At 35.7% G+C, this 24,966-nt stretch carries 20 protein-coding genes, 5 pseudogenes and 1 riboswitch; of the genes and pseudogenes, 11 read left to right on the top strand and 14 right to left on the bottom strand.

All coding sequences use genetic code 11. The features are described 5' to 3' along the window. Nucleotides 1-25 precede the first annotated feature (25 nt). Nucleotides 26-652: pseudogene (locus tag AC1DIT_RS06385) on the top strand (glycosyltransferase); the annotation flags it as partial. Between the two features lie 81 nt (nt 653-733). On the opposite strand, the gene AC1DIT_RS06380 reads toward AC1DIT_RS06385, so the two are convergent. Further along, nucleotides 734-1,342 carry a molybdenum cofactor guanylyltransferase gene (locus AC1DIT_RS06380; protein ID WP_016116751.1) on the bottom strand — a complete coding sequence of 203 codons (609 nt, stop codon included), beginning with the start codon at nt 1,340-1,342 and terminating at the stop codon, nt 734-736. Continuing rightward, nucleotides 1,339-1,848 (bottom strand): MogA/MoaB family molybdenum cofactor biosynthesis protein, encoded by a 510-nt coding sequence (locus AC1DIT_RS06375; RefSeq protein WP_016116752.1) that lies wholly within the window; start codon nt 1,846-1,848, stop codon nt 1,339-1,341. The genes AC1DIT_RS06380 and AC1DIT_RS06375 overlap by 4 nt, the downstream gene beginning before the upstream one ends. Nucleotides 1,849-2,259: 411 nt before the next feature. Here AC1DIT_RS06375 and AC1DIT_RS06370 point away from each other — a divergent pair, with 411 nt between their 5' ends. Both AC1DIT_RS06370 and AC1DIT_RS06365 read left to right on the top strand, forming a co-directional pair. Continuing rightward, the gene (locus tag AC1DIT_RS06370) at nt 2,260-2,439 is read left to right on the top strand and encodes a hypothetical protein (RefSeq protein WP_016116753.1); all 180 of its coding nucleotides are present in this window, start codon (nt 2,260-2,262) and stop codon (nt 2,437-2,439) included. Nucleotides 2,440-2,650: 211 nt separating this feature from the next. Beyond that, nucleotides 2,651-2,992: pseudogene (locus AC1DIT_RS06365) on the top strand (GNAT family N-acetyltransferase); the annotation flags it as partial. 326 nt (nt 2,993-3,318) lie between these two features. Here the strand turns inward: AC1DIT_RS06365 and metK are convergent. Then, on the bottom strand, nt 3,319-4,518 hold the full coding sequence (gene metK, locus AC1DIT_RS06360; RefSeq protein WP_016116755.1) for a methionine adenosyltransferase: 1,200 nt from the start codon (nt 4,516-4,518) through the stop codon (nt 3,319-3,321). Between the two features lie 164 nt (nt 4,519-4,682). Continuing rightward, nucleotides 4,683-4,805: riboswitch (SAM riboswitch) on the bottom strand. A 229-nt stretch (nt 4,806-5,034) separates the two neighbouring features. Between metK and pckA the strand changes: the two genes are divergently transcribed. Next, nucleotides 5,035-6,621, top strand: a complete 1,587-nt coding sequence (pckA, locus tag AC1DIT_RS06355; protein ID WP_016116756.1) for a phosphoenolpyruvate carboxykinase (ATP) — start codon at nt 5,035-5,037, stop codon at nt 6,619-6,621. Between the two features lie 347 nt (nt 6,622-6,968). On the opposite strand, the gene AC1DIT_RS06350 is transcribed toward pckA, so the two are convergent. Then, entirely contained in the window at nt 6,969-7,340 is a 372-nt protein-coding gene (locus AC1DIT_RS06350; RefSeq protein ID WP_016116757.1) for an ATP synthase subunit I, read from the bottom strand. A 455-nt stretch (nt 7,341-7,795) separates the two neighbouring features. Between AC1DIT_RS06350 and AC1DIT_RS06345 the strand changes: the two genes are divergently transcribed. Then, the gene (locus AC1DIT_RS06345; RefSeq protein WP_016116759.1) at nt 7,796-8,017 is read left to right on the top strand and encodes a hypothetical protein; all 222 of its coding nucleotides are present in this window, start codon (nt 7,796-7,798) and stop codon (nt 8,015-8,017) included. 28 nt (nt 8,018-8,045) lie between these two features. On the opposite strand, the gene AC1DIT_RS06340 is transcribed toward AC1DIT_RS06345, so the two are convergent. Both AC1DIT_RS06340 and AC1DIT_RS06335 read right to left on the bottom strand, forming a co-directional pair. Beyond that, nucleotides 8,046-8,951, bottom strand: coding sequence for a DMT family transporter (locus tag AC1DIT_RS06340; RefSeq protein WP_016116760.1), 906 nt, complete (start codon nt 8,949-8,951; stop codon nt 8,046-8,048). 114 nt (nt 8,952-9,065) lie between these two features. Next, nucleotides 9,066-9,389, bottom strand: coding sequence for an iron-sulfur cluster biosynthesis family protein (locus AC1DIT_RS06335; protein ID WP_016116761.1), 324 nt, complete (start codon nt 9,387-9,389; stop codon nt 9,066-9,068). Between the two features lie 135 nt (nt 9,390-9,524). Between AC1DIT_RS06335 and AC1DIT_RS06330 the strand changes: the two are divergent. Further along, nucleotides 9,525-10,085: pseudogene (locus tag AC1DIT_RS06330) on the top strand (Nif3-like dinuclear metal center hexameric protein); the annotation flags it as partial. After that, on the top strand, nt 10,086-10,418 hold the full coding sequence (locus tag AC1DIT_RS06325; RefSeq protein WP_016116763.1) for a hypothetical protein: 333 nt from the start codon (nt 10,086-10,088) through the stop codon (nt 10,416-10,418). A 122-nt stretch (nt 10,419-10,540) separates the two neighbouring features. Here the strand turns inward: AC1DIT_RS06325 and AC1DIT_RS06320 are convergent, their stop codons facing one another. The 6 genes and pseudogenes from AC1DIT_RS06320 to AC1DIT_RS06295 form a co-directional block, all read right to left on the bottom strand. Beyond that, entirely contained in the window at nt 10,541-11,761 is a 1,221-nt protein-coding gene (locus AC1DIT_RS06320; RefSeq protein ID WP_016133316.1) for an ATP-binding protein, read from the bottom strand. Between the two features lie 336 nt (nt 11,762-12,097). After that, the gene (locus AC1DIT_RS06315; protein WP_016116765.1) at nt 12,098-13,297 is read right to left on the bottom strand and encodes an ATP-binding protein; all 1,200 of its coding nucleotides are present in this window, start codon (nt 13,295-13,297) and stop codon (nt 12,098-12,100) included. Between the two features lie 376 nt (nt 13,298-13,673). Then, nucleotides 13,674-15,491: an acyltransferase family protein gene (locus AC1DIT_RS06310; protein ID WP_016116766.1), complete on the bottom strand. Its 1,818-nt coding sequence runs from the start codon at nt 15,489-15,491 to the stop codon at nt 13,674-13,676. Nucleotides 15,492-15,757: 266 nt separating this feature from the next. After that, nucleotides 15,758-15,943 (bottom strand): annotated as a pseudogene (locus AC1DIT_RS06305) (YwbE family protein); the annotation flags it as partial. A 19-nt stretch (nt 15,944-15,962) separates the two neighbouring features. Next, a pseudogene (locus AC1DIT_RS06300) lies at nt 15,963-16,154 on the bottom strand (metallophosphoesterase); the annotation flags it as partial. Nucleotides 16,155-16,206: 52 nt separating this feature from the next. After that, nucleotides 16,207-16,503 (bottom strand): DUF3986 family protein, encoded by a 297-nt coding sequence (locus AC1DIT_RS06295; RefSeq protein ID WP_006096292.1) that lies wholly within the window; start codon nt 16,501-16,503, stop codon nt 16,207-16,209. Nucleotides 16,504-16,623: 120 nt separating this feature from the next. Between AC1DIT_RS06295 and AC1DIT_RS06290 the strand changes: the two genes are divergently transcribed. The 4 genes from AC1DIT_RS06290 (at nt 16,624) to AC1DIT_RS06275 (ending at nt 21,184) form a co-directional block, all read left to right on the top strand. Further along, nucleotides 16,624-17,628 carry an ABC transporter substrate-binding protein gene (locus AC1DIT_RS06290; RefSeq protein ID WP_016116767.1) on the top strand — a complete coding sequence of 335 codons (1,005 nt, stop codon included), beginning with the start codon at nt 16,624-16,626 and terminating at the stop codon, nt 17,626-17,628. Between the two features lie 11 nt (nt 17,629-17,639). Then, nucleotides 17,640-18,404: an ABC transporter ATP-binding protein gene (locus AC1DIT_RS06285; RefSeq protein WP_006096294.1), complete on the top strand. Its 765-nt coding sequence runs from the start codon at nt 17,640-17,642 to the stop codon at nt 18,402-18,404. Further along, nucleotides 18,397-19,203, top strand: a complete 807-nt coding sequence (locus AC1DIT_RS06280) for an ABC transporter permease (RefSeq protein ID WP_016116768.1) — start codon at nt 18,397-18,399, stop codon at nt 19,201-19,203. The genes AC1DIT_RS06285 and AC1DIT_RS06280 overlap by 8 nt, the downstream gene beginning before the upstream one ends. A gap of 634 nt (nt 19,204-19,837) precedes the next feature. Then, the gene (locus AC1DIT_RS06275; protein ID WP_476998114.1) at nt 19,838-21,184 is read left to right on the top strand and encodes a SpaA isopeptide-forming pilin-related protein; all 1,347 of its coding nucleotides are present in this window, start codon (nt 19,838-19,840) and stop codon (nt 21,182-21,184) included. A 455-nt stretch (nt 21,185-21,639) separates the two neighbouring features. Here the strand turns inward: AC1DIT_RS06275 and AC1DIT_RS06270 are convergent, their stop codons facing one another. Next, entirely contained in the window at nt 21,640-23,670 is a 2,031-nt protein-coding gene (locus tag AC1DIT_RS06270) for an N-acetylmuramoyl-L-alanine amidase (protein WP_476998106.1), read from the bottom strand. A 746-nt stretch (nt 23,671-24,416) separates the two neighbouring features. After that, a complete protein-coding gene (gene mutTA, locus AC1DIT_RS06265; protein WP_003202680.1) occupies nt 24,417-24,896 on the bottom strand; it encodes an antimutator 8-oxo-(dGTP/GTP)ase in 480 nt (159 codons plus the stop codon). Nucleotides 24,897-24,966: the final 70 nt, after the last annotated feature.

Below are 24,966 nucleotides of genomic sequence, written 5' to 3'. Positions count from 1 at the left end.
ATACATTTACACCGCAAGTAAATGGCGCGGCGTAGATTGTTCACTCTTCCATCAGGCTTACAATAAAGACCTATTCCGAAAAAAATATAATATTACTGCTCCATACATTCTTTCCTATGTCGGACGCATTGCCCCTGAAAAAGATATCGAAACATTGCGTACACTGATTCACACACCAATAAAAGAACGAAAAGATAATATTCATTGGCTCATTGCAGGAGATGGTCCCCTTGCTGAAGAATTACGTAAAACTTTACCAGCAAACGTTACGTTTACAGGATATTTACAAGAAGAAAATTTAGCAGAAGCTTATGCATGCTCCGATCTCATGGTATTTCCATCGGCCACAGAAACGTTTGGCAATGTCGTTCTTGAATCGCTCGCATGTGGTACACCAGTCGTTAGTGCGAATTCTGGCGGAGTAAAAAATATTATTACAGATGGAAAAACAGGTTTTCTTTGCGAACCCAAAAACTCGAACTCATTTTTATCATCTATTTATCAGTTGTTAAATAACGAAGAAATGCGTAAACAAATGGGCATAGCCGCTAGATTCTACGCCACTACACAAAGCTGGGATGAAATTTTTCATGGTTTATACATGCAATATGAAGAGGTGCTTCACCAAAACAATACCGAACTACTTGCGTAATAAAAAAATTGACCTCAAAACATATAGCAATGAACTCATCCATCGTATTCATAAAGAGCAAAAAGGTATGACTCTATAACGTCATACCTTTTTGCTCTTTTTCTCATTCAGTAACCGCGTATATTCCTCTTTTGTATTTACATTCACAAATAATTCTCTCGCTACATTCCATTCCTCTTCCATCACATATTTTACGTTGCACTGTGATAAAAGTTGTTCCATACTTCGTTTTTCTTCATTTAGTAATGCGTATATTTTTTCTTTTACACGATAATGATACGCTGCTAATAACGGCTGCTTTCTTCCATCAATAACCGGAACAATTGCCTCATATTCACCACTTATTTGTCCTACTAATGCTGTAATCCACTCATTTGAAAGGTTCGGTGCATCACAAGGCGAAACGATATACCACTCCGTCTCTATATGCTCCATCCCCGATACAATTCCAGCAAGCGGTCCATCTCCTTTATAGAGAGAAATATCTTCTATAACAGGAACGTCTACTAAGGTAACAATTCTTTCTTTTATATCAGGATGACTAATCACAACTACATCTTGTATAGTATCCCGCATCATTTGAACAATCTGTTCGATAAAAGTATGTCCTTGCCAGCTTGCCAATGCTTTCGGCTCACCAAATCGTCTCGACATACCACCAGCTAATACAATCCCAGCGAGCTTTTTCATTGACGATGCAGCTCAAATGTAATGTGTCCTAACTCTGGTAAAATTAATTTATTCATCGCAAGGCGAACTGCCCCGCTAGAACCTGGCATCGAAAAGACAACTTTCCTTCCAATTGTTCCGCCAATTGCTCTACTTAGCATTGCAGCGCTGCCGATATCTTCTAAATAACTAATCATCCGAAACAATTCACCAAATCCAACAATTTCTTTATCTAATAATGCCGAAACTGCCTCAATCGTAACATCACGCTTTGTAATACCAGTCCCTCCATTTGTTAAGACAACATCAACATCTTCTTGATGATATCCACTTAATACAGCTTGCCTAATACTTTCTTTATTATCTTTTACAATTTCATAAGCGGTTACTATATGGCCCGCTTCTAATAATAATTCTTTTAACAATTTACCACTCTTATCCGTCTCTTCTGTACGTGTATCAGAGATCGTAATAATTTTACAACGAACCTCTGTGGGTGCTTGTTTTTTATGTTCTATTACGCTCATTTTTATTCGCCCCTTCTTATGAACTACTCATAATTTTATCATATCGTATAGAAATTTTATTACATATGAAATACATCACATATCCACAATTATCTATTACATGACCGAAACATCATGATACAATATAAGTATATATAACCATAAAAAGGGAGTTTATCTATACCTCTATTTTATAATCCTAAACAACCTGTCCCATGAATTCCTTTTCTTATAATCCTAATTCCCTTCCAATTCATTACCTATAGATTAGATATCAATTTTCTAAAATGATACGTATTCATGCTAGACGACTCTATTGGCTATTATCGAGAACCGTGGTTCCTCTTGCTTTATTTTATTTCAATGGATTAGGAATCGCACGAAATAACCAGATACATACTAAATAAATTTTCATACTTAGGAGGTTCATTCATGGAACTTTATCGAAAACTCACAACGGTATTTATCCTTCTATTTGTCGCTTCCATCAGTGCTGGGATGGCATTAAAGGATGCTGTTCCATATTCAGCAATTGGCGGCTGGGGATTTGCGACACTCTTTTTACTATGCAGTGCATTTTGTGCTGGAAAAGCGCGTCAAAAGAAAGGCTGATGACCATTATTTCGCAAAAAACCTACAATTTGCAGATCATGCGGAAAAGAGATTCAAACATATGAAAAAGCATGGGTTCATATGCCGTTCCCTCCAAGCGGGATGACAAATATGAAAAAATATATTGAGCTTGATGGAGAAGTATATTGTGGTTCGTGTGTTGGAGTATTCACGAAACAAAATAATGAGGTGAAATAGGAGATATACCGAATTGTTCGAATCAAATCGAATTCGCTTACGAAAGTTTTCAAAAGACGATATTCCCATCTATCACCTTTGGCGAAACGATATAGAAGTTATGAATACCACTATCCTTAGTCTTGATGTCCATTCCGTTCAAGAAACAGAAGCGTTTTGCAAACAAATCATCCACTCTCCCACTTCTAAAAGTTATATCATTGAACAAAAAGATAGTCATCTTCCCATTGGCCTCACTTCTTTAATTAACATCGATCCACACAATCGAAATGCGGAATGTATTATTGATATCGGTAAAAAGAATTGCTGGGGACAAGGATACGGGAAAGAAGCCTTAACAGTGTTATTAAATTATGTTGCTTGTAACTTCACTACTTGCTTTTTGTTGTAAATGCTTGAATACTACAACCACTCTTATAATAGGCAATATATTATCTCCAATAATCTCATATTATTTTATCCATGTAACACGTGATGAATATTTTTGGGGATATTTTAAACCATTAACACCCATCTAATTATTCACAGTAGTTAGCTTCCTAAATTTGATTTCATAATTATGTGCAATCAAATTAGCCAATATATATTTGAATAAAGTTCAAGATTAACTTTACCCAAATATGTGTTAACATGCCTAAAAAAAAGCTTTGCGCCTTCGCGCAAAGCTTTTTTCTTCTTATATTATAGACCAGCTTGCTCTTTTAAAGTTGCTGCTTTGTCTGTACGTTCCCATGAAAGGTCTACATCAGTACGTCCGAAGTGGCCGTAAGCTGCTGTTTGTTTGTAAATCGGGCGACGTAAGTCTAACATTTTGATGATACCAGCTGGGCGAAGATCGAAGTTGTTACGAACTAGTTCTACTAGTACTTCTTCAGATACTTTACCAGTGCCGAATGTATCAACTGAAATTGATACTGGTTGTGCCACGCCGATTGCGTATGCAAGTTGTACTTCTGTTTTTTCAGCAAGACCAGCTGCTACGATGTTTTTCGCAACATAACGAGCTGCGTATGCTGCAGAACGGTCAACTTTTGTTGCATCTTTACCAGAGAATGCACCGCCGCCGTGACGAGCGTATCCGCCGTAAGTATCAACGATAATTTTACGTCCTGTTAAACCAGCATCCCCTTGTGGTCCACCGATTACGAAGCGGCCTGTTGGGTTAATGAAGAATTTCGTTTCCTCATCCATTAATTCTGCTGGTACTACAGCTTTGATTACGTGCTCTTTTAAGTCGCGATCGATTTGTTCCCATGTAGCTTCTGGATGATGCTGTGTAGAAATTACAATTGTATCGATGCGTACTGGTTTACCATTTTCATCATACTCAACTGTAACTTGCGTTTTACCGTCTGGACGTAAATATTCTAATGTTTCATCTTTACGAACTTCCGTTAAACGGCGAGCTAATTTGTGAGCAAGTGAGATTGGAAGTGGCATTAATTCTTTTGTTTCATTACATGCGAAACCAAACATTAAACCTTGGTCCCCTGCACCAATTGCCTCAATCTCAGCGTCAGTCATTTGACCTTCACGTGCTTCTAATGCTTGGTCAACACCCATAGCGATGTCAGCAGATTGCTCATCGATAGATGTTAAAACTGCACAAGTTTCTGCATCGAATCCATATTTTGCACGAGTGTAACCGATACCTTGAATTGTTTCACGAACGATTTTTGGAATATCTACATAAGTAGAAGTCGTAATTTCCCCCGCTACCAATACTAAACCAGTTGTTACTGTTGTTTCACAAGCTACACGTGCATTTGCGTCTTTTGCTAAGATCGCGTCTAAAATTGAATCAGAAATTTGGTCACAAATTTTATCTGGATGTCCTTCAGTTACAGACTCAGATGTGAACAGATGACGTTGTTTTGTCATGTGGTAAACCTCCCTACAGTAATCGTATATATTGTACGGAACTCATCCTTAATTTGCCACAAACTGCGACATTCATTTATTCTCCCACACAAGTATAAAGAAAAACCTTTCCTATATAGAGGAAAGGTTTGATTTGCTACTTGCATACTGCTTTTTGCCCTTCGCTCTTATCGTTCGAGACCGTTCGCCTCGCACAGGTTTTAGCACCTATTCACTTGTTTATTACCGTTACAAGTGAGGTTGCTGGGCTTCATCGGGCCTGTCCCTCCGCCAGCTCGGGATAAGAGAGTATCCGTCCCAACCTATACTAAAGAAATGATATTCATTTGTCAATTAATATTCACATATTCCTACAAGTTTTTCGCATTATTTGTCGGACAAAATATAAATAGGAAAATAATACATTCGCACAAACAAAAATAAATAAATAGTATACATTATTTATATGATTGTGTTATACTCTTGATGGGGATTACGAGAAATATTTCATTAAAATGAAAAGGATGGTATATAAATATGAGTACTGTGAATGTCCAAATTGGATTACACGAATTACTGAACGGAAGCAATGCACAGGTTCAATTAAGCGTTCCACAATTAGTGGAAAAAGTACTAATGAGAAATGAAGGAAAATTAACTTCTACTGGTGCCGTCTCTGCTTCTACAGGAAAATATACAGGACGTTCTCCTAAAGATAAATTCATTGTGAAAGAAGCGTCGGTTGCCGATAAGATTGCTTGGGGATCTGTAAATCAACCGATTTCTGAAGAACATTTTAATAAATTATATACAAAAGTATTAGAATACTTAAAGGAAAAAGAAGAATTATTCGTATTTAAAGGATTCGCTGGTGCTGATCGTAACTATCGTCTTCCATTACAAGTTGTTAACGAATATGCATGGCACAATTTATTTGTACATCAATTATTTATTCGTCCAACTGAAGAAGAATTAACAAATCATGAAGCTGAGTTCACAATTGTTTCTGCACCAAGCTTTAAAGCAGATCCAGAGATCGACGGTACAAACTCTGAAGCATTCATCATGGTTTCATTTGAAAAACGCATCGTATTAATCGGTGGTACGGAATACGCTGGAGAAATGAAAAAATCAATCTTCTCTATTATGAACTTCTTACTTCCAGAACAAGATATTTTATCTATGCACTGCTCTGCAAACGTAGGTGAAGAAGGCGATGTCGCTTTATTCTTCGGTTTATCTGGAACAGGTAAAACAACATTATCTGCTGACCCACACCGTAAATTAATTGGTGATGATGAGCACGGTTGGTCTGATAACGGTGTATTCAATATTGAAGGCGGTTGCTACGCAAAATGTATTAACCTTTCTCATGAAAAAGAGCCGCAAATTTTTGATGCCATTACATTCGGATCTGTACTTGAGAACGTTGTAATTGATGATCAAACACGCGTTGCAGATTACAATGATACTACATTAACAGAAAATACACGTGCTGCATACCCAATTGATGCGATTGATAATATCGTCGTACCAAGTGTTGCTGGACATCCAAATACAATTATTTTCTTAACTGCTGATGCATCTGGGGTATTACCTCCAATCAGTAAATTAAATAAAGAGCAAGCTATGTACCATTTCTTAAGCGGTTACACTAGCAAACTAGCTGGAACAGAGCGCGGCGTAACATCTCCACAAGCGACATTCTCAACTTGCTTCGGTTCTCCATTCTTACCACTTGATGCATCTCGCTATGCTGAAATGCTTGGTGAGAAGATCGAGAAACATGATGCAAAAGTATTCCTAGTAAACACTGGCTGGACTGGTGGCGAATACGGCGTTGGAAAACGTATGAACTTAGGTTACACTCGCGCAATGGTGCAAGCCGCATTAAACGGCGAGCTTGATAACGCTGAAACAGTGAAACATGACATCTTCGGTCTTGAAGTACCACTTCATGTACCAGGTGTACCTGATGAAGTATTAATGCCTGAACAAACATGGGCTGATAAATCTGCTTACAAAGCAAAAGCAATCGAACTTGCAGGTGAATTCACAGAAAACTTCAAGAAGTTCGAGAACGTTTCTGAAAACATGATCAAATTAGGCGGTCCAATCGCTTAATTTAACCTTTACTGTTTGAATACCCCTTTACTCATATGAATAAGTATGTTGTAGCCTAAAAAGTGCGCGTACTCACCGACAAAACCCATGCGGCTTAATAGGTTACACATACTTACAATAAAAAAGAAGCTTACGATAAAAACGTAAGCTTCTTTCTATATATATTTTGATTTTCCAACGTATAAATCGCGGCTTCGGAAATAAAAGTGGATTCCCCTCTCACTTGCTCTTTTTGTTTTCACACGGCATGGGGCAAAAAAAGGCACTGACCGCTTCTATCCATGGACGGACGCTCTCTTCCACCCCAAAAGAAAAGGTTTTATACCGTTTTTTCAATTTGTATTTATCTATTTCCTCGCATCTTTCATGCTATAGTATCCTAAATTAATAACGATTAAAAAATAACCACCCATAATCCCAACAGCAAATGCCCACATGACCATATGATGTTCAATCTCATACATAATAATCGCACCGAGTATCGCTGCTGCAAAGCGATTAATCATACCAAGTGTTGGTGCCTTACTCTTTTTTACAATACTATCTCCAAGCTTTTCAATACGTCTTCCTAAAATCCAAACACAATACATACTAACGAGTAAACCAATCCCCACACCTAAAAAGTGAGCAGAAAAAGGTGTCATCGCCCAGCCTAATAGCATCGCGCCTAGCAAATAATACATTTGGATTTTAAATGACCTTAGTGACATACTAATCATGCAATTCTCCTTTATCATTATCATCTTATTTACATATCATCAGACTTCATCTGTTACATTCAAAGAAAAACAACATAATCACTACGCTTATGTTGTTAAAATATTTTTCGGAAATAACATTATACAAGATTTCTAGTTTGAAAGCAGGATCATTTTGTGACGTTTTTGCAAACATTTTTTCATAGATTTATAAAAAAGTGATATCAATCTATAAGATTATGGATATGATGTATATATATCCGCTTTAATTTTCCAACATATAAAATCGCTGCCACGAAGCACCAAAATTCACCTGCACTCTTTTCCTCTCTCTGTTCTAACTTGACATGGGGTAGGAAAGGACTCTGACCGCTGCTACGCATAGCCGGGTCCTCTCTCCCACCTAAAAAGAAAGGTTTTACGTCAGTTTTTCAATTTACATGCATGTAGTAAGTACACAAAAAAGGGGGCGTATAATGATTTATTTTTTAATGGCTCTCATTCACCTCATTATCCCTGCACTTATAGGACTCTCATTATATTGGTACACAAAAAAACATAGTATCTTCTATGCTGTCCTCGGTGTTCTTCTCTCCGGAATTATTCTCATTGCACTGTTCCGCACACCTTTTCTTAACTTAATCCCACTTATTACTGCCATTTTGTTCCTCATATTTCTACCCAAAATAAAAAAATAGGAAAGCAGATCATGACTGATCTGTTTTCCTATTTTGATATATGTTCTGACACGACAGGCTGCGTCCTAAGTTTTTCGGATTTCACAAACCATAAACCGAAAAAAATAACACACCCACCAATTATTTGTTGTAATGAAATCTGTTCTTTCGCCCATACCGCTGCAAATACAACCGCAACAAGCGGTGTAATATACATATATACCATCGTATGAGAAGCTCCAATTTTTTGAACACCAATATACCACATAACTAAACCGAATACCGTTACAAAGAAAATAGAATATAATAGTGCAAACCATGTCATTCCTTGTTCAATTTGAAACGGCATCGAAAAAATATGCCATCCGCTTAGTATAACAAGAGGAATCGCTCCAACAACTGCTGACCATGCAGTCACACGAAGCGCTGAATATTTTTTAATAAGTGGTCCTGCTAACACTGGATATAGCCCCCAGCACATTGATGTAATCAGTCCAATTCCATTTCCGTAAAAAGACCCAACAAGCGAATGTCCAGCTAATAAAACGAGAGCGGCTCCCCCACAGGCTATGGTAGAACCAACTAATTTTCGCGAAGAAAATTTCTCTTGCTTAAGCAAAATGGCAAACATCGTTGTAAAAATAGGTGAAATAGAAATGAGTAAAGAAGCGTTCGTAGCGGATGTATATTTAATAGTTTCCATAAATAACGTTTGATACAATACGATACCGACAATACTCACAACAATGAGCCTTAGTATGTCCCTTCTCTCCATATACAATGACTTTTCAATATAAAATGTAAGTAGTAATAATAACGGTGCTGCTGCAATCATACGGAGCGCAGTAAACTCAACTGCTGAAAACTCCTCAAGTCCGTATTTCCCGATCGTATAATTTATCCCCCAAATGATAACAACATTTAAAAGTAATAATTCAATCCCCCATCTTCTCATGCGTAATCCCCTCCGCACAGATGATTATACAGAAAATTTAATTAAATGTACATTTTATAAACTAAAGAATTTCATAAGAAAAAGGAGCGTACAGTTTGCTCCTTTTTTCATAAGTTATACTCGAATATGAAGTTTCATATTCGGATTATAAAACTGATTCGGACTCTTCAATTGAAAATGTCCACCTGATTCATGTAAATCAACAGTCAATTTATCATCCATAAAAACAAGCTTTGTGCGATCCGCAATAAACTGTAGTTTATTTGAATCAATATCTACATCACGTTCATCTTTCTCTGATACAGCCACCAAATCAATAATTCCACTCATCACACAGCCGCATCCTTCATTATCATAAAATAATTTTATAAACTTCGCTTCACTTGGAATCGTATCCATAATCTTTTTATATGCTGCATCCGTTACAGTAACGTACATATATTGTCCCTCCTACCTCAGTACATAATTCTTATATTGTACCATTCTTTTTATAAATTCTATCCATTTATTGTATACAGAAAATTAAGACTAATATAAAATGTATGTGATAAAGGAGGATGAATTATGCCAGCTTTACAAGAAATCAAAGATAAAGACCTTTCTATTTATACATGCCATGTTCCAATGGATCATCATCAAACATATGGAACAAGCATTGCGATTGCAAAAGCTCTAGAGGCCGATATAGTAGATGGTTTTGCTTATGATGGTAAAGATATACCATGTGGACTCATTTGCAAAATTCCTGAAACAACAACAAGAAAACTCGAAAAACAACTAAAAGAACTCTTTCACATTCCGTATATAGACTTTGAAGGCAAACGACATGAATTTATCACAAAAATTGCAATTATCGCTGGATGCGGTGATAAAATAGATCTTCTTAAAGAAGCAGAAGAAAAGGGCGCTGAGGCGTATATTACAGGTGAAATTCATTGCCATATTGATAACGAATACGGCAAACATAAGTATTCACTAATTATGGACTATGTGAAAGAAACGAATATGTCGCTTATCGGTGTGTCACATTCTGCTTCTGAATACTTAGTGAAGGAAACATTGATGCGTAATTGGTTTATAGAAAACTTTGATGTGGATGTTGTTTTACTTCCGCAAAAGAAATGGTGGTATTAAATGCGCATTCGAAAAATTTTTTTCATATTTCTCATTCTTACCTGTTTTTTATTAGGTGCATGTAAAAATAACCCTGAAGACGAATTAAGAAAAACAGTGTGGGATCAATTATCTGAACATACGAAAGAAGAACTAAGTGATGGCTGGAAGCATGCTACAATTACAACTGAAACATTGCAAGCCGGAATATCTTCGGTCAAAGATTCCTCTTATATAGGAAAAGAGGTTTTTCGTATTTCGTTCCCATCTGATCGTTCTTACAAACTTGGAAATGTAGATGCATTTGTTGATATGAAAACAAAGAAAGTAATTGGATTTGGTCTACGAGATTAAAAAAGATTGGCTAATACTGCGGATCCTTTAATTATCAGGAATAGATAATTAATCTAATAAGGTATATGTAACGATCATTTTAAATAAAAAGAGAGGATTTACTTCCCTCTCTTTCTCATTCATCAGTGAATTGGTAACACAATCTCAACTGTAGTCCCTACTCCAACTTCACTCTCAAATTGTATCTTTCCTTGATGTTCTTCAATTATCTTATAGGTAACCATTAATCCTAAACCAGTTCCATCATCTTTCGTTGTATAAAAAGCTTCGCTTAGTTTAGGCATTTTGTCTTTCGGTATGCCACATCCCTCATCCTTGATTCGAATTATCATTGCATCTTTTAATGTAACTTCAATGATAATTATTCCACCATCTTGCATAGATTCAATCGCATTTTTTATTAAATTTAAAAACACTTGTTTTAAACGTTTTTCATTACATGTTATACTTGGTAACTCACCTTTATAAATGGTATGTATTTTAATTCCTCGTTCCGAAGCAGACTGTCCCATAATTCTTACCACGTATGAAAGAATGTCTTTTATATTATGATTCCCGCATTCCATTGGCTTAGAATTTCCAAGCTCCACCAGTTCGGTGGCAATTGTATCGATTCTTTCGATTTCTTGCTCCATAATATCACAATAGGCTTTATCCTCAGGATACTTTTCTTTTTGTCCTCTAACAAAACCGTTCAACAGCATCAATGGATTACGCATTTTAAAACCGATAACTGTTGCCACCCTTCCAATTACAGCCATCTTCTCCGATTGTTGCAATTCCTTATGTGTCATTTCAATTGTGTGTATATAAGATTGGAATCTCAATAAAATAATCCATCCTATAATGGAAAACAAGCTACAAAGAACAATAGGAATGAGAACAATAAAAGAATTCACAATGAATCCCATTAAAACATACTTTACTATTGTCCCTCCCGTTACTAACCAAAAATAGCGTTTATTTACAAATAATGGTGCGAAAAGAAAGAAAAACCCTTCCACTATATTCCCTGCATCAAACTCTAAATCTGTTCCATAGTAAATGATAAAATTATGAATGAAATCTAATATATTATATCCTATGAAAATAATATATTTCACAGCATATGGGTTCTGTCGCTTCGCCACATATATTCCCACAAACACCAATATAACCATGAGAATATACAACCATATCCCTAAACCCCTTTCTAGAATTGGCCCCCCATCTCCTCCCCCTTCTAGCTTAGGCATAATATAATAATATGCAACATCATAAATAAAAAAAGTTGTAAAGAACAAACTTAAAAACAGCTTTAACGTTCGAATCTCTTCCCTTGTTAATTTATAAACACTGTCCATGTAGTAACTCCTCTATTCACAATACACATACTTCACGAATCTTGCCTTCTATATAAATCCATTTTGATTTTTTAACATAAATTATGTTTTCTGTCGATTTTTCAATTTGTATTTATATAAAGTGAAACTTCCATCACCCGTCGAGCTTTTGCGGGATAACTCCTTTTTGATTTTTCACATATAAGCTGCTATGAAAAACAAAAGGTGACCTGCATTCGTTTTCTCTCTTTGTTTTCACTTGGCACGGGGCTGGAAAAGGATCTGACCGCTTCTATCCATGGCCGGATGCTCTCTCCCACCTAAAAAGAAAGGTTTTATGTCGGTTTTTCAATTTTCTTATATAGGTAAAATAATGTCTACTTTCGTTCCTACGTTTCTTTTACTCGTAATGTGTATTTTCCCATCATGTTCTTCAATAATCTTGCAAGCAACAGTAAGCCCTAAACCGATGCCATTTTTCTTTGTCGTATAAAAAGCTTCTGTTATACGCTGCAAATTCTCTTCCTGCACACCGCACCCATTATCTACAATACTTACTATTGCACCATCTTCATTTCTTTTGTTTATATGTATTTGAAGTGTTCCGCCATGTTCCATCGCTTCAATTGCGTTCTTTATTATGTATAGAAATACCCCTTTTAATTTACGATGATCACAATCTATTTTTATTTGATCAGGTGCAACATCATAAATGAGATACAGCTGTTTCCTATTGATTTCTGCACTCATTTCTTTCAACGCATTTGATACAATTTCTTCTATTAAATAACTACTGTAGGTAGAGGGTTTATAAGTTGCCATTACCATAAGCTCACTTATCATATTGTTTATATGCTCAATTTCATCAATCATATGTTCATACACTTTATCATCTACATATTTCTCTTTCTGCAATTGTGTAAATCCCCTTAATGATGAAAGTGGATTTTTAATTTCATGTCCAACAGATGCTGCCATTTTTCCAATAACTACGAGCTTTTCAGACTCTCTTTTTTCTATCATCACATTATTTACAGTAGAAAGATACTGTAGAAATCGATTCAATAGGAGATACGTTACAAATAATAAAAGACTATACATAACTAACCGCATAAATGCCTCTTTTTCCCCCAGGGCCAAAAATGCACTATACTTTCCCATAACAATCAAAAATAGCCACAGTAAATACCTTTTACTCATAAAAATAGGCACAAATAAAATAAACACAAATTCAAGTATATTCCTATCATCAAATGCTACCTTATTGTGAATTGCATACCAATACAAATTAAAGCCTTCCGAAAACATATAAGCTATTAAACATATGTACTTAACACGATATGCCTGTTCTCTTTTTATCAGATACATACTGCCTGCGATTAAGCAAGCTCCATACAAAAACTTTGGAACTTGAACATCTAATCTTATAAGTGATACAGAATCTCCTAGCATAATAGAATAAACTATTTCATATATAACCCATACAATATTCAATACCCATAAAAAGAGGCGGGCATTTTTCTTTTCTTCTTGAAATGAGATAAAGTTTCTTTTCACTTTCACACTTCCTCAAAAGCTATATACTTTCTCTATATGATTACTAACACACATTATTATAATAAACGACAATAGTGTTTGACCAAAATAATATCAAATAATGTAGAAAAAGTTTACCCCGACTTATCAATTTGATAAGTCACATAATTTTCAATAATATGTACTAAAAAACGATATTATGTGTTATATACTGAACTTGTCAGGTTAACTGTAAAGAGAACTCCCCGTTCTTTGTGTTTGAACTATTTTGTCTGGCTACCCCGTTATTAAATATAAGTCAAAAAGAACTTGTAGCGTATCTACAAGTTCTTTTTTGATTTCAATCAATCTATTGCATCACACTTTGAAGTTATGTCAAAGTGTGATGCAAATCAAATTATTGATTCACCGCTTTTGCTACAAGCGCAGCATATGCTTCTGCACCTGTTTTCGTTAAATGCACACCATCTGGCTCAAAGTATGCCTTATTATCAGCACTTGCTGAATACCAATCGACTAGTGTTATATTTTTGTAAGCCGATGCTACTTCTTTTAACTTCTCATTCACTAATGATTCCCACGGACGTGGTACCCTCGTATTGATTAATATAATTTTACGTTCATTCCCAATCACTTTTATTAATGATACGAGTTGATCCTTTGTAAAGGCACCATTTGTACCTAATCCAATAATGACATGATTCCCTAAATTCCCCTCATTCTTTAGCTGTTCCACCGCAGGAATTGCTTTAGATAGTTGTCGACCAATTTTTGCATCAATCCTAATATTAGGAAATGAATTTTTCAAATACGGGGCGACGTCAATCATAATGGAATCACCTACAGCTGTAACGGTTTGAGGATCTTTAGGCTTCGCAGCAGCTTCTTGTTGTTCTTTTTTTTGAGGTGGCTCATCAGCTGGTTTTTCCCTAACTGCCACTGGATGTTTCGGTTTTTCTTTTTGTTCCGTTTGTACTGCTTCCACCTTATCTTTTTGAGGATTATCCTTCGCTTTACTAGCTGTTGATAATCCAAAAACAGCGGTCGTAGAAACGAATAGTGCGCATACTAAGGCTAGCTTACCACTTAATGCTAAGTTTTTTATTCCCCAATTCCTAGAGCGAATATTCTTCAATGCCCCTTGTCGGATTGGATTTTCAATAAACTTCCATGAAATTTGTGCAGCTACTATAATAAGTAAAAATTGAAGAATTGCTCTTGTAAGCGAAAACTCTCCAGCATTTACCTTCGGAGTCGTTAACGTGATAATCGGATAATGCCAAAGATATATCCCATACGATCGTACTCCCATCCAACGCAGTGGTCTAAACCTTAAAAATTGAGCAATTCGGCTAGCTGGGTGAGCAAGGTTCGCCACTAATAAGGCAGTAGCAATTGATAAAATGACCATTCCTCCGCGATATAGAAACGGATCATATTGATTCGTCTTCCAAAACATAACGAGGATAATAATAAGAGCAATTCCTCCAACTACGTCAAGAATAAGACGTGCTTGTGGAATAATTTTATTTGCAAGCCTACTGCTCGGCCAAATTAAGGCAAGTGCCGCTCCAATCAATAAGGAAAAAGCTCTCGTATCAGTGCCGTAATAAATTCTGCTTGGGTCAATTCCTGGTTCATACAGAATTGCCATTGCTAGTGCAGAAGCAGCTGCCCCTAAAACAATGAATAAAATGATATGTGATTTCTTTTTTATGTAACGAAACGCCAAGCTAATAATAAATGGCCAAATTACATAGAACTGTTCTTCAACAGCTAACGACCAAAAATGATTCAGTGGAGAAAGTTGGCTAAAACTATCAAAGTACGATAATTTATGATAAATATACCACCAGTTACTGAAATATAATAAAGCTGCTAGCGAATCCCCACGCATTTTTCCTAGCAAAGAACTATGAAAAATTGTAATCCATGCTAAAACAATTACAAGCATGACAAGCATTCCAGGAAGTAATCTCCTTGCCCTACTGAGCCAGAATTTCTTCAAGTCAATCCTCTTATTTCTTTTCCATTCTATAGCTAGAATATCTGTAATTAAATAACCCGAAAGTACAAAAAATACAGTAACACCTAGGAATCCTCCAGGCATCCAATTAAAATTAATATGATATAAAATGACGCCTAGTATAGCTAGACCCCTTAGACTGTCCAATCCAACCATATAGCGACTACTTTTCTTTAATGGTTCGGGCATCCGCCAGTCACCCCCGTATTTCTCTAAAATTACGTGAATATTTACAATATAAAACTCTATCAATATGTATTATCTCTAAAAAATATGAACCGAATCAAAATATTACAAAACCTATTAACAAACACACTCGATTTTTATGATTGCATGCACAGTAACTAAAATTTTACCATGTTATGTATTAACATGAAATAGTCTCATTTATGAACTTTCATGTAAAAAAGGAGGTTATCCTAAAAATTCTCTTTCTAGGATAACCTCCTTTCTTATTAACCGACACTCTGAACTCTACCAATTTTCCCATCTTGTAATCGTACTTTAATACCGTATGTATGCGTCTCCGTGTTTGTTAAAATATCTTTTACAACACCGCTAACACGTTTACTACGATCACTATCCAATACAATCTCTACATGAGAACCAACTGAGATTTGTGATCTTGTTGGTTTGTCTCCACTTGTTTGTACCGACTGTGCTTGTTCTCTTTAATGAAAAAACAGAAAGTTCCGGCTTACTTAAAAACCGTACCGGCATTCTAGTAGTACCAATACCACGATTCACATACAACTGTAATGGCTTACTCTTTCCTTCCAATGAATAAAGCCCTTCTACATATTTATTTGCTAGTGAAGTAGTAATCATAGAACCTATGAACGGAAGCTGTAATATCATAAATCCTGCTACAACTATCAGTAACAAAACGAGAAAGTCAATCACTCTATTTCTGCACTGATTTCTCTAATATACGATGTTCCAAAAGCCATTCTTCAAACTTAGCACTTCCAAATTCCCAGCTTAAGTCATTGGCATGTACAGAAAAAACGCGATACCCGGAATAGTCATCCATAAATTCATCTTCCTGTACCTGTACTAGCGGAATCCCATAAAAAGCAAAGTTAAAAAATACATCCCACACATCTTCATGTTTTCTTTTATAAGCAATCGATTCCACATCAAATTCATCTCCAAAATAATCAAGATGTAAATGCATGCTATCATCATATTCATATTTCATTTTATCACCCCTTATATTTGTACTTCTTTATCATCCAAAAAATTCCTTCTATATCCACTCACATCTAGGCACTTACCTACATACTATGGCAGTAGATTCATTTCTAGGAGGTGTCACATTTTGAAAAAATTTATAGCTGTTTTTTGTATACTTGTACTTACTGTTTTTACGTTTGTGGCTTGTAGTAAAAAAGACGATGCGAAGCAACAAGTGCAAAAAATTCGCATTGGTGAAGTTACACATTCCCTCTTCTACGCACCGTTATATGTTGGGATTGAAAAAGGATTCTTTAAAGACGAAGGATTAGATATCGACCTACAAACGACAGCTGGTGGCGATAAAACCATGACTGCGCTGTTATCTGGTGGAATTGACATTGCACTTGTCGGCTCTGAAACATCCATTTATGTTCACCAGCAAGGAGCAAAAGACCCGGTCATTAACTTTGCTCAGCTCACGCAAACTGATGGTACATTTTTAGTTTCTCGCAAAAAATTAGACTCTTTTAATTGGAACGATGTGAAGGGCGTTACTTTCCTTGGTCAACGTAAAGGTGGTATGCCGCAAATGGTTGGGGAATACGTTTTGAAGAAAAATGGCATTGATCCACACAAAGATACAAATTTAATTCAAAATGTTGAGTTTGCTAATATCGCTAATGCCTTCGCGTCTGGTACAGGCGAATTTGTCCAGTTATTTGAACCAACAGCGAGTATTTTTGAAAAAGAAGGAAAGGGCTATATCGTTGCTTCTTTTGGTACTGAATCTGGAACTGTTCCATACACAACATTTATGGCAAAAGAAAGCTTTTTAAAGAAAGACAAAGCAGCAGCGGAGAAATTCACACGTGCATTATATAAAGCACAACAATGGGTTGATACGCATAGTCCAGAAGAAATTGCCGAGGCTGTTACACCACTTTTTAAAGATACTTCAAAAGATATTACAGTAAAAGTAATCGAGCGCTACAAAAAGCAACATTCGTATGCGACGAATCCATTATTAGACGCGGAAGAATGGAAACAACTACAAAAAATTATGAAAGAAGCTGGAGAATTACAAAAAGAAGTTCCGCATGAGGCGCTCGTCGATACAAAAATTGCCGAAAGCATTATTAAGAAATAGAGGCGAATACGATGAGTTTCTTACAAATATCTAATGTTTCCCACTGCTTTTTTGCAAAAGAAAATGCCCGGCTCGTCCTCGAAGATATTAACTTACACGTAGAAGAAGGGGAATTTATTTCCTTTCTTGGCCCAAGCGGCTGTGGAAAAACAACGCTTCTTTCTATTATTGCAGGACTATTAAAACCAATTGAAGGTATTGTCTTTGTAGAAGATGAGCCAGTGACAAAATCAACTTCTTCAATGGGATATATGCTCCAACAAGATTACTTGTTTCCCTGGAAAACAATTGAAGAAAATATAATGCTTGGGCTGCACATTACAAAAACATATGGAGAGGAAACGAAAGAACATACCTTACAACTTTTAAAGCAAGTCGGCTTGCAAGGCGTAGAAAAGCAATCCCCTCGGGAACTATCCGGTGGTATGCGCCAACGGGCAGCACTCGTTCGTACACTTGCAACAAATCCAAAAATCCTGTTGCTTGATGAACCATTTTCAGCTCTTGATTATCAAACGAAATTAAAATTAGAGGAGCTCGTATTTTCTTTATTACACAAGTATAAGAAAACATCTCTTCTCGTCACACATGACATTGAAGAAGCAATCGCAATGAGTGATCGTATTTACTTGCTTCAAGCAAACCCTGGGAAAATCGCAAAAATATTTTCAGTACCAAAAAGCATTCGCTCCCTACCACCGTTACAAGCAAGGTACCACCCTGATTTTCCAGCCCTCTTTCAAGACATATGGAAGGAGCTGGAGCGCCTTGGATAATATAAAACAATTACACAAACAGTTTCGAAAAAAAGAGCGTCAGCGTACTTGGACAGCTGCCTCTTTACAATTTTTACTTCTCATTCTCTTCTTTACATTATGGGAAATCTCCAGTAAACAGGAGTGGATCGATCCTTTACTCTTTAGCTCACCTTCAAGTATTTGGGAGTTATTTGTAAGTAAATGGGGAGACGGATCACTTTGGATTCACATGTGGACGACACTGCTTGAGACAGGTATTGGTTTTATTCTCGGTACAGTTCTCGGAACAATTATCGCAACCGTTCTTTGGTGGATACCGCTTATAGCTCGCGTATTAGACCCATACCTTGTTGTGTTAAATGCAATGCCAAAAGTAGCACTTGGCCCGATTATTATCGTTATTTTCGGCCCAAACATCTCCTCTTCGGTCGCAATGGGAGTTATCATTTCCATCATTATCACCATTCTTGTTATTTACAGTGCATTTCAAGAAGTTGATTCTAATTATATAAAAGTAATGGATACATTCGGCGCAAATAAATGGCAATGCTATAAACAAGTTATTTTACCGTCTTCCTTTCCAGCTATCATTTCAACTTTAAAAGTAAACGTTGGATTATCATGGGTTGGTGTTATTTTCGGTGAACTTCTTGTTTCCAAACAAGGACTCGGTTATTTAATTAGCTACGGATTCCAAGTATTTAACTTTACGCTTGTACTGCTGAGTGTATTACTGACATGTGCACTTGCTACTCTTATGTATGTGTTTGTTGAAGGATTCGAGAAACTATTAATAGGTAAGAAAAAAAGAAGCTGACTCCAAACAAAATACTTGGGTCAGTTCTTTCTTTTTTATACCATTATTTTTAAGAAATTATAGCTTTTTTATTAATGTATATAAACAGCTAAAAGAGTGATAAAGGATTAAAATTATTTTACTTTTGAGAAGTATATTCTCTCACAAATATATATAAACGAAATATTATAACATAAAACAACAATAATTTTTATGCAATATTGCATAAAAAAAAGAATTGCAAGCCATGTATTCTCTTAATATAATAAATGTAAAATATAGCTAAATTTTCCGAAAATACAGACAGGAGTTTTGTGAAGGTAAATTGAATAGAAAAAACATTTATTTAATAGGTGGATTGTTAAGTGTATTTATTTTTAAATACATAGATTTAAATTCTAAAAATTGATTTTTTGAATTAGTTTTTAATAGTATAGAATAATATTTACGCCCGTACATTTAGTTAAGTAAGTAGTGTGTTTAACAAATATTATAAATATAGTTAAACGATAAAGATTATAAGGAAATATGAAATTATAACACAATCATTATTTATACCTATAAATTTCTGAATAATCAAACCAATATTCTTTTACAGCAAATACAATCAGCATGTAAGGTTTTTCCTGAAAATTTAATGAATGGTGGGAATGAAATGAAACGCAGGATGTTAACAAAATGGTTTGGAATTATAAGTTTAATCATTATATTGCTAGGGGTTTCTATTCCACAAGCAGCAGCCGAGATAATACATCAAGAAAAGTTTCAAATGAACTGGAATTATATTAAATTCAAAGGTACTAAAGTAAAGATAAAGGCAGACTTACTAAGAACGTCATCAAAAGATGTTGCATATTGTTTATCACCTGATCTGAATTCACCTAATGGAGATGATCTTTCTGAAATTGGAAAAGAGAATGATTTTGTATATCGTGTCTTACTTTATGGATACCCTCAAAAAACGCCGGCTGAATTAGGAGTTTCTACAAAAGAGGAAGCCTACTATGCAACTCAACTAGCTATCTGGATTGCATCTGAAAAAATTGAAATTTCCGATTCAAAGCCAGAAAACCAACAGGTATATAACCTTGTAAAACATTTGTTAGAAGAAGCTTCTAAAGGTACTGAAGTTCAGGAAACATATTTGAACGTAATACCTACTGGAAAACAAACTGTAGAGCAAAATGGGGAATTTTTTGAAACAAATTTATATAGAGTTCAATCAAATGCAGTATCTGGAGTATACTCAGTTCAAATGGAGGGCGCACCAGAAGGAGTTAAAATTATAAATGAACAAGGTGAAAAAAAGAATGAATTCTCTATAGAGGAAAAATTTAAAGTTATGATTCCCAAAAACGCAACAAGTGGAAATTTCAAGATAAGAGTAAATGCAAAATTGCAGAGTTTACAAGCAATTACCTTTGATGGCCAACAAAGGATTCAAAATGCAACTGCTTTATTACCAAGAATGAGTGAAAAAAGCAGTACAGATATAGTAGTAAGATGGGAATTTTTAGGGTCGTTAAAAATTATGAAGGTAGGAGAAAATAGAGAAGCTTTAAAAGGGGCAGTGTTTGAGGTTGTAAGTGAAAATGGCGATTTTAGACAAGAAATCACTACAACTGAGAATGGGATTGCTACATTAAATAAACTTCCTATTGGTACGTATGTTGTAAAAGAAATTCAGGCTCCAGAGGGTTATGTACTTGATCCTACAATAAAAAAAATGGAAGTAAAAACTGGCGAGATAGCAGAAATAGAAATAAAGAATCAAAAAATAACAAGTGGCCTGGAAATTAAAAAAGTGCATGCTACATATGGAAGTGCTAAACAATCTTATGATATACAAAGTAAAGAGCACACAATAGAAAATGATCCTGCAAGTAAGGAAAAGCATCACCTGCCATCAACAGGAACGAAGTTTCCAACTGACCCGTTTGTAGGACTAGGATTTGTTATTTTAGGAATCTATATATTAAAAATAAGAAAAAATCATAGTTAAAAACTATAAACAATAAGGGGTTTGTTACCAATGCTTAAAGTTAAATATGCTAAGAAATGTTTTGTGAAAAATGTAGATTATAATAATTCCCATAAATGAAAACGCTTTCAATACATACAATTATGAAAAAGCTATATAATATACCTAAACGTTTTTTTGCATACAAGAAATAGTCTAAAATCTTACTTGAATAATAATAAGACAAAAGACAAAGGGTTCTGGTGCAAATATATGAAGAAGAACACAGATAATAGTAACGTGCTTTTAACTTTAAGAATAGCCTAAATGCTTAAGTTGATGGATGTGGGGTGCTGCCCCATCGCTATCAAGCTAAGGTTGTAATTCATCAGAGACAAAAACGCCATCCTTTCCTATAATTCTAGAGAAAGAATGGCGTTTTTTCATTTTAAGAGTGTATTTCTTTTTCCTAGCTTACTAGCGATGTTACGCTACCTCTAATTAGAAAAATATTTTAGAACTCCTTCAAACACAGATTGTGCCAGCACCTTTTGATATTTGTCAGAAGTCAATTTTACTCTTTCATTAGGATTTGATAAAAACCCTGTTTCTACCAATATAGGTGGTGCACTATTATCCGCCTTTAACACACGAAGTTCTGGTCGATCTTTTACAAATCTATTTTTAGCACCTGTATTTTTAATTAAAGCATTCTGTACAGCATTTGCTAAAGTAAGTGCTTCTTTACTTTTTGGGTGTTCAGAATTATATAACGTTTCAATTCCTTCTGCTGCAGTCGCATCGGCTGAATTTACATGCACACTAACAAAAATATCTGCTTTGTTTTCATTTGAAATATGAACACGATCTCCTAATGGAATAAAGATATCTGTTGCTCGTGTCATCACAACATTTGAACCACTCTGAGCTAATAAACTCTTTAACTTCAAACCTACTTGCAGGGCAATCGTTTTTTCGTATATATTTTCATATAATGTCCCTGAATCATATCCACCATGTCCTGGATCAACTATAATTGTTTTACCGAATATGATTGGATTTTCAATCCAAACACCATTTGTATCAAAATAGTATACTTTACCATTCTCTTCTAACCATCCGATTTTCATTGCCCCATTGCCTTGCAGGTAGTACCAAGTTGTTCCTTCCTGTAGCCAACCTGTTTGCATTGCCCCATTGCCTTGCAGGTAATACCAAGTTGTTCCTTCCTGTAGCCAACCTGTTTGCATCGCTCCGTTGCCTTGCAGGTAGTACCAAGTTGTTCCTTCCTGTAGCCAACCTGTTTGCATCGCTCCGTTGCTTTGCAGATAGTACCAAGTTGTTCCTTCCTGCAACCAGCCCGTTTTCATCTCACCAGTATTTTGGAAGTAGTACCAAGTTGTTCCTTCTTGTAGCCAGCCCGTTTTCGCTGCTCCATCGCTTTCTAAATAATATTTTTTATCCCCAAGCTGTAGCCAGCCTGTCTTCATTACTCCATTACTGTCGAAGTAATATTTTTTATCCCCAAGCTGCAGCCAACCTGTTTTCATTGCTCCATTGCTTTCGAAGTAATATTTTTTATCCCCAAGCTGCAGCCAACCTGTTTTCGCTGCTCCGCTGCTTTCTAAATAATATTTTTTATCCCCAAGCTGTAGCCAGCCTGTCTTCATTACTCCATTACTTTCGAAGTAATATTTTTTATCTTCAAGCTGCAACCAGCCTATTTTCATTGCTCCATTGCTTTCTAAATAGTACCAAGTTGTTCCTTCCTGTAACCAACCCGTTTTCATTGCTCCGCTACTTTGCAGGTAATACCAGGCTGTTCCTTCCTGTAACCAGCCCGTTTTCATTGCTCCACTACTTTGCAGGTAATACCAGGTTGTTCCTTCCTGTAACCAGCCCGTTTTCATTGCTCCACTACTTTGCAGGTAATACCAGGTTGTCCCTTCCTGCAACCAGCCCGTTTTCATTGCTCCATTGCTTTGCAAGTAATACCAGGTTGTCCCTTCTTTCAACCAGCCCGTTTTCATTGCTCCATCTTGTTGCAAATAGTACCAAGTAGTCCCTTCTTGCAGCCAACCCGTTTTCTGTTTTCCATCTGGCTGAATATAATACCACTTATTATCTCTATTCACCCAACCTCCTTGTGTTTTAGGTGCTGCCTGTACTGTTTTAACAGTAGTTTGATTCGTTTCTATTTCACTAGTACCTAGTGGTTGCTCACTTTTTACCCCTGCTGTCCCAGGCTGCTTGGTTATATCTTGCTGTATTGTCTTTTGTTCTTGCTGTTTTTGCTCAGGTAATAGCTGATCTTGCTGTTTAGATTGTTCTTGTTTCTCAGTACTAATTTCTTGTTCTTGCTTCTTTTGCTCGGGTAGTAATTGATTGCCCTGTTTAGATTGTTCTTGTTTCTCAGTACTAATTTTTTGTTCCAAAGGTAGCTGTTCATTCTCTGTTTCAGCCAAAGCTTGCATTGGGCTAAGCACATAGCCTAATGTTAAAACAGCTACTACAGTTTTCTTCAACATGTGTAGTTCACCTTTCCTTATCCACTTGATTTAAAAATATAAAGATCTAATTCTAGCAAGATAATTAAAAACTCAACATTTGATTTCTATAAACATATGAAATCAAAAAAAGCAGCCCCAAAACTAAAAGGCCCTATGTAGCGCGATATGACTACATAGGGCCTTTTAGTTTGGAGATTGCCATAAGTCAAGTTCTCAAAATCCACTAGGATTAGGTGTTACCATACACTAATTTTCATAATTCAATTTAATTCTAATGTTATAATACCAACATTCTAAATGCAATTAAAAAGATAATTTTTCCTTTTTAAGTTTTTTGTTAACTGAATAATATTAAGACAATATATTATTCGGTTAATCCAGTGAGTTTTTGATTGCATGTAATAGTATTAGTTATAACTCTTTGTATTTTTAATGCATATATGTAAGGCATATACTTATACGCACAAACCTTCTTTTTATGTTAAGGTCCCTTAAATCATTTTTCTATTATAGAATTCGAATGAGTACACCATTTTAAGGGGGTCAGGAAAAAAATTAATTTACTTTTATTAAATAACTATTTTGTCTTCATTTTATATAAAGTCACTCTATGATACATATCGTGAATTTGTTTCTATCTTTTTTAACACTCCATATAAGTTTTTCCATGAATATATATTGGTAGCACTACATTACACATACTCCGCCGGAATATATACCGAAAGAACAAATATAATTTTAATAACAAAAAGAACCCGGCCCCTTTACTTCGTAAAACAGCCGAGTTCTTCTATATGTTTCATCGTACGCGCTAATACATCATCACGCATAATAAAGCTAAATTTCCTATCAGTTTTAATGTTATCCGGGATTTCTTTTAATAGAACAGACCCTTTTGTCTCTTCGTAGTGCGTATGTTCTTCTACTGCACTAATTGTTGCGAAATAAATGTTTTTAATGATTATTTTGTCTTTTCCAGATACTTTGTATTGTCCTAAGTAAGTTAAATCAGAAACAATACCACCGGTTTCTTCATGAACCTCTCGAACTGCTGCTTCTTCCGGTGTTTCCCCCAGCTCTACCTTGCCACCTGGAAATTCAAGACCGCGGCGCAAATGATGCGTTAATAACCATTGATCCCCGTACCGGCATACAACCCAAACATGCTTTGGCTCAGGAGAAAATGGATAACGTTCAAACGATAATTGTACAGTGTTGTGGTAATAATCTTTAAATTTGTACATGCCATTACTCCCCTATAGATGGTTACAAGTTTTTCCTACCACAAATTGTAGCACAATTCTCATTCATATG

The sequence above is a fragment of the Bacillus sp. 05T22 genome (assembly GCF_056396765.1).
The sequence above is the reverse complement of the archived record's forward strand: the minus strand, read 5'-3'. Positions and strand labels throughout refer to the sequence as shown.

Bases quoted from the DNA above. Each gene is read 5' to 3' on its own strand.
- AC1DIT_RS06380 (WP_016116751.1), bottom strand. From the start codon at position 1,342: ATGAAAAAGCTCGCTGGGATTGTATTAGCTGGTGGTATGTCGAGACGA.
- AC1DIT_RS06375 (WP_016116752.1), bottom strand. From the start codon at position 1,848: ATGAGCGTAATAGAACATAAAAAACAAGCACCCACAGAGGTTCGTTGT.
- AC1DIT_RS06370 (WP_016116753.1), top strand. From the start codon at position 2,260: ATGGAACTTTATCGAAAACTCACAACGGTATTTATCCTTCTATTTGTC.
- metK (WP_016116755.1), bottom strand. From the start codon at position 4,518: ATGACAAAACAACGTCATCTGTTCACATCTGAGTCTGTAACTGAAGGA.
- pckA (WP_016116756.1), top strand. From the start codon at position 5,035: ATGAGTACTGTGAATGTCCAAATTGGATTACACGAATTACTGAACGGA.
- AC1DIT_RS06350 (WP_016116757.1), bottom strand. From the start codon at position 7,340: ATGATTAGTATGTCACTAAGGTCATTTAAAATCCAAATGTATTATTTG.
- AC1DIT_RS06345 (WP_016116759.1), top strand. From the start codon at position 7,796: ATGATTTATTTTTTAATGGCTCTCATTCACCTCATTATCCCTGCACTT.
- AC1DIT_RS06340 (WP_016116760.1), bottom strand. From the start codon at position 8,951: ATGAGAAGATGGGGGATTGAATTATTACTTTTAAATGTTGTTATCATT.
- AC1DIT_RS06335 (WP_016116761.1), bottom strand. From the start codon at position 9,389: ATGTACGTTACTGTAACGGATGCAGCATATAAAAAGATTATGGATACG.
- AC1DIT_RS06325 (WP_016116763.1), top strand. From the start codon at position 10,086: ATGCGCATTCGAAAAATTTTTTTCATATTTCTCATTCTTACCTGTTTT.
- AC1DIT_RS06320 (WP_016133316.1), bottom strand. From the start codon at position 11,761: ATGGACAGTGTTTATAAATTAACAAGGGAAGAGATTCGAACGTTAAAG.
- AC1DIT_RS06310 (WP_016116766.1), bottom strand. From the start codon at position 15,491: ATGCCCGAACCATTAAAGAAAAGTAGTCGCTATATGGTTGGATTGGAC.
- AC1DIT_RS06295 (WP_006096292.1), bottom strand. From the start codon at position 16,503: ATGAAATATGAATATGATGATAGCATGCATTTACATCTTGATTATTTT.
- AC1DIT_RS06285 (WP_006096294.1), top strand. From the start codon at position 17,640: ATGAGTTTCTTACAAATATCTAATGTTTCCCACTGCTTTTTTGCAAAA.
- AC1DIT_RS06275 (WP_476998114.1), top strand. From the start codon at position 19,838: ATGAAACGCAGGATGTTAACAAAATGGTTTGGAATTATAAGTTTAATC.
- AC1DIT_RS06270 (WP_476998106.1), bottom strand. From the start codon at position 23,670: ATGTTGAAGAAAACTGTAGTAGCTGTTTTAACATTAGGCTATGTGCTT.
- mutTA (WP_003202680.1), bottom strand. From the start codon at position 24,896: ATGTACAAATTTAAAGATTATTACCACAACACTGTACAATTATCGTTT.